The sequence below is a fragment of the Saccharothrix sp. genome (genome assembly GCF_031180885.1).
Classification (GTDB): domain Bacteria; phylum Actinomycetota; class Actinomycetes; order Mycobacteriales; family Pseudonocardiaceae; genus Actinosynnema.
The window spans coordinates 1-4,142 of record NZ_JAPSLK010000120.1 but is presented as its reverse complement, the minus strand read 5'-3'; the positions used below and the strand labels follow the sequence as shown (position 1 = coordinate 4,142).

The window sequence follows — 4,142 nt, the reverse complement described above, 5'->3', positions numbered from 1 at the left end:
TACGCCCGAAGATCACCCTCGCGTGCGAGGAGTGCAAGCACCGGAACTACATCACCAGGAAGAACCGGCGCAACGACCCGGACCGCCTGGAGATCAAGAAGTTCTGCCCGAACTGCAAGACCCACCGGCCGCACAAGGAAACCCGCTGAGGCCGTAGCTCGACTGCCACGAGGCCCGTCCCTTCACCGAGGGGGCGGGCCTCGTCGCGTAACCTGCTCCGGTGCCTCTCGACCAGTCGTTCATCGGACGCGTCTACCCACCGACACCGCCCTACGAGGTGGGACGCGAGAAGATCCGCGAGTTCGCCGACGCGGTCGGCGCGACCAGCCCGGTGCACCGCGACCCGGAGGCGGCCCGCGCGGCGGGGTACAAGGACGTCATCGCCCCGCCCACGTTCGCCATCATCGTGTCGCTGAAGGCCAACGACGTCCTGGTCGAGGACCCGGACCTGGGCCTGGACTACAGCCGCGTCGTCCACGGCGACCAGACCTTCACCCACACCCGCCCGATCACCGCCGGCGACCGCTTGGTGGTGGAACTGCACGTCGACGGCATCACCTCCCGGATGGGCAACGACATGCTCGCCATCCGCGCCGAGGTCGGCACCGACGAGGGCGAGCACGTCTGCACCGGCCGCTGCACGCTGGTGGTCCGAGGGGAGGACGCGTGATCAAGGCCGCAGACGTCAAGGTGGGCGACGAGCTGCCACCGCTGACCCTCCGCATCACCCGGGCCGACCTGGTGAAGTACGCCGGCGCGTCGGGCGACTTCAACCCGATCCACTGGAACGAGCGCTTCGCCACGGAGGTCGGCCTCCCCGGCGTCATCGCCCACGGCATGCTCACCATGGGCATGGCGATCCGGGTCGTCACGGACTGGACCGGCGACCCCGGCGCGATCCTCGAGTACGGCGTCCGCTTCGGCCGTCCCGTGCCCGTTCCGGACGACGGGGAGGGCGCCCTGGTGGAGGTCACCGCCAAGGTGACCAAACTCCTCGACGACGGCACCTTCAAGGTCAACATCACCGCCCAGCACGACGGCAAATCCGTCCTGGGCGGCGCGTCGGCCCGCGTCCGCCTCCCCTGACCATTTCGCGAAGGCGTGCCTAAAAGCCACTGCAAAAGGCGCTGGTGAAAGCGCCGCTTGCAGTGGCGGCACGCCGTTCCACGCCGTCCACGCTCACCTTGCACCCAACGGAACCGCCCTCCGGCCCGATGGTCACCGTGAGCACGCCGTCACGCACCTCACCGACGACGGTCAATTCGGCGTGCCACGGGAAAGACGTCAGTTCGACTTCCCGAACCGCTTCCCCGTCCTCCGCGAACGTCGAATAGACGACGGTCGCCCGCGCGGCCTCGCCGGACACCTCGTACACGACAACGGACCGCGGCTCCGGTCTCGCCACCCAGAACGCCAGGACCAGCGCGCCCAGCAGCAGCGCGGCCGAGCCGGCGATCACGACCCACTTCCGGGCGGGTTTGTCGGACTCCGGTAGGTCCGGCTCCGTCATCGTTGGTCTCCTCGGGCGAAGATCGGTTGCTCTGAACGGATCATCGCCCACTTTCTACTGTCGGTTACTCCATTCACCCGGTGGGGTGGCACGAGCCGGCCGGCAGCCGTGAATGGTGATCTTCAACACAAAGGGGGCACCCGCAGTGGGTGCCCCCTGTGAGTCCCGCGTGTGTTCTACAGCTCGATCTCGCCCAGCAGCTCGGCCATGCGCGTGACACCGGTCTTCAGGTCGTCGTCGCCCAGCGCGTACGAAAGCCGCAGGTAACCCGGGGTCCCGAAGGCCTCGCCCGGCACCACCGCGACCTCGGCGTGCTCCAGGATCAACGCCGCGAGCTGGACCGTGTCGGTGATCTCCACGCCCCGCAGCGTCTTGCCGATCAGCGCCTTCACCGACGGGTACACGTAGAACGCGCCCTTCGGGGTCGGGCACTCCACGCCGGGGATCGCGGACAGCATGTCCACGATCGTCCGCCGCCGCCGGTCGAACGCGGCCTTCATCTCGTCCACCGCGTCCAGCGGGCCGGAGACCGCCTCCAGCGCCGCCCGCTGCGAGACGTTCGCCACGTTCGAGGTCAGGTGCGACTGGAGGTTCGCGGCGGCCTTCACCACGTCGGTCGGGCCGATCAGCCAGCCCACCCGCCAGCCGGTCATCGCGTACGTCTTCGCGACACCGTTGAGCACGATCGTCCGGTCGGCCATCGCGGGCACCGCGACCGGCAGCGACACCGTCTCGGCGCCGTCGTAGCGCAGGTGCTCGTAGATCTCGTCGCTGATCACCCACAGGCCGTGCTCCAGCGCCCACTCGCCGATCGCGGTGATCTGCTCGCGGCTGTACACCGAGCCGGTCGGGTTGGACGGCGAGCACAGCAGCAGGACCTTGGTCTTCGGGGTCCGCGCCGCCTCCAGCTGCTCGACGGTCACCAGGTAGTCGGTGGTCTCGTCGGCCGTGACCTGCACCGGGACGCCGCCGGCCAGGGTGATCGCCTCGGGGTAGGTGGTCCAGTACGGCGCGGGCAGCAGGACCTCGTCGCCCGGGTCCACGACGGTGGCGAACGCCTGGTAGACGGCCTGCTTGCCGCCGTTGGTGATCAGCACCTGGGCCGCGGTCACCTCGTAGCCGGAGTCCCGCTTGGTCTTCGCGGCTACGGCTTCCCGCAGCTCCGGCAGGCCGGCGGCGGGGGTGTAGCGGTGGTTCTTCGGGTCGGCGCACGCTGCCGCCGCGGCCGCGACGATGGCCGCCGGGGTCGGGAAGTCGGGCTCGCCCGCGCCGAAGCCGATCACCGGTCGGCCCGCCGCCTTCAGCGCCTTCGCCTTCGCATCCACCGCGAGGGTGGCGGACTCGGCGATGCCGCCGATCCGCTTCGAGATCCGGGGGAAGTCGGAGGAGCCGGGCGCGGAGGTCGTCTCAGGTGAGGCCATGGCCCCAATCGTGGCAGACCGCACAACCGAGTTGCTGCCCGGCACCCCCTCTGACCGGGCCGGTTGGGAGGAAGGGCCCGATGTGCCGTATGCTTCGACACCGGGAACGTCCAGCCGCTGCCTCACGGGCCACGTGAGGAGGGTGCAAGACGTCCTCAGCCAGCGGGTCTCCGCACAGGGGCCCCGAAGGGGTGTAGCTCAACTGGCAGAGCAGCGGTCTCCAAAACCGCAGGTTGCAGGTTCAAGTCCTGTCGCCCCTGCGTCGAAGCGCGATGGTGAGCGGAGGACGGCATGAGCGAGGGCCGCGAGCAGGACCAGCCGGACGAGCGCGAGAGCGCGGCCCGGCCGGTCACCGCCGCAGCGCGCCGCGAGCGCCGCGGCTCCGCGCGCCCGGCGGGCCGCAAGGACGCCGCCGCCAAGCCGTCCGAGGCGAAGAAGTCGGCCGAGTCCGACGCGGACGCCGCGGACCGCAAGGGCCGTCCCACGCGCGCTCGGGGCGACCAGGAGAAGCGGCCGGGCTTCTTCGCCCGGATCGTCCGCTACATCCGTGAGGTGGTCAGCGAGCTGCGGAAGGTCATCTGGCCGACCCGCAAGCAGATGATCACCTACACCTCGGTCGTGTTGGTCTTCGTGGCCTTCATGGTGGCGTTGGTGTTCGGCCTTGACTCGGCCTTCGCCTGGGGCGTGTTCAAGGTGTTCGGCTGAGCCGACGCCTCCCCGCCCGGGGTGGCGGTGGCGAACACGTGGATGAAAGGAAGCGAGACCCACAGTGACCTCCGAGAACGGCGTTGACGCCCAGGAGCTGACCGACCTGACCGACGAGCAGGACTTCGACGGTGATGTCGAGGACGTCGAGCAGGACGAGGCGACGGAGGACACCGCGGAGTCCGCTGACGACGCCGCCGAGCCCGCCGACGAGTCGGAGGCGGCGCCGGTCGCCGACATCGACGCCGAGCCCGCCGACCCGGCCGCCGAGATGCGCGAGGCCCTGCGCAACGCGCCCGGCGACTGGTACGTCGTGCACTCGTACGCCGGGTACGAGAACAAGGTCAAGACGAACCTCGAGACGCGCATCCAGACGCTCGACATGGAGGACTACATCTTCCAGGTCGAGGTGCCGACCGAGGAAGTCACCGAGATCAAGAACGGCCAGCGCAAGCAGGTGCAGCGCAAGGTGCTGCCCGGCTACATCCTGGTCCGGATGGAGCTCA

7 protein-coding genes and 1 tRNA gene are annotated in these 4,142 nt (G+C 69.6%); 6 read left to right on the top strand and 2 right to left on the bottom strand.

Annotated elements, in window-relative coordinates; translation table 11 throughout:
* The 3 genes from rpmG to RIN75_RS43880 form a co-directional block, all read left to right on the top strand.
* The coding region (gene rpmG, locus RIN75_RS43890) for a 50S ribosomal protein L33 (protein ID WP_375296107.1) at positions 1 to 149 on the top strand (149 nt) is incomplete at its 5' end.
* A 71-nt stretch (positions 150 to 220) separates the two neighbouring features.
* Positions 221 to 670, top strand: a complete 450-nt coding sequence (locus RIN75_RS43885) for a MaoC family dehydratase N-terminal domain-containing protein (RefSeq protein ID WP_309118037.1) — start codon at positions 221 to 223, stop codon at positions 668 to 670.
* Positions 667 to 1,086, top strand: a complete 420-nt coding sequence (locus RIN75_RS43880; protein ID WP_309118036.1) for a MaoC family dehydratase — start codon at positions 667 to 669, stop codon at positions 1,084 to 1,086. The genes RIN75_RS43885 and RIN75_RS43880 overlap by 4 nt, the downstream gene beginning before the upstream one ends.
* A gap of 19 nt (positions 1,087 to 1,105) precedes the next feature.
* On the opposite strand, the gene RIN75_RS43875 is transcribed toward RIN75_RS43880, so the two are convergent.
* Together RIN75_RS43875 and RIN75_RS43870 are read right to left on the bottom strand one after the other, a co-directional pair.
* A complete protein-coding gene (locus tag RIN75_RS43875; RefSeq protein ID WP_309118035.1) occupies positions 1,106 to 1,510 on the bottom strand; it encodes an MmpS family transport accessory protein in 405 nt (134 codons plus the stop codon).
* Between the two features lie 176 nt (positions 1,511 to 1,686).
* Entirely contained in the window at positions 1,687 to 2,931 is a 1,245-nt protein-coding gene (locus tag RIN75_RS43870) for a pyridoxal phosphate-dependent aminotransferase (protein ID WP_309118034.1), read from the bottom strand.
* A gap of 187 nt (positions 2,932 to 3,118) precedes the next feature.
* Between RIN75_RS43870 and RIN75_RS43865 the strand changes: the two genes are divergently transcribed.
* The 3 genes from RIN75_RS43865 to RIN75_RS43855 form a co-directional block, all read left to right on the top strand.
* Positions 3,119 to 3,191, top strand: a tRNA-Trp gene (locus RIN75_RS43865).
* A 31-nt stretch (positions 3,192 to 3,222) separates the two neighbouring features.
* On the top strand, positions 3,223 to 3,636 hold the full coding sequence (secE, locus tag RIN75_RS43860) for a preprotein translocase subunit SecE (RefSeq protein ID WP_309118033.1): 414 nt from the start codon (positions 3,223 to 3,225) through the stop codon (positions 3,634 to 3,636).
* A gap of 64 nt (positions 3,637 to 3,700) precedes the next feature.
* Positions 3,701 to 4,142 (top strand): transcription termination/antitermination NusG family protein (locus tag RIN75_RS43855; RefSeq protein WP_309118032.1); only part of this gene is annotated, 442 nt, incomplete at its 3' end.

Excerpts from the sequence above, each read along its gene's own strand:
- RIN75_RS43875 (WP_309118035.1), bottom strand. The coding sequence starts at position 1,510 with ATGACGGAGCCGGACCTACCGGAGTCCGACAAACCCGCCCGGAAGTGG.
- RIN75_RS43870 (WP_309118034.1), bottom strand. The coding sequence starts at position 2,931 with ATGGCCTCACCTGAGACGACCTCCGCGCCCGGCTCCTCCGACTTCCCC.
- secE (WP_309118033.1), top strand. The coding sequence starts at position 3,223 with ATGAGCGAGGGCCGCGAGCAGGACCAGCCGGACGAGCGCGAGAGCGCG.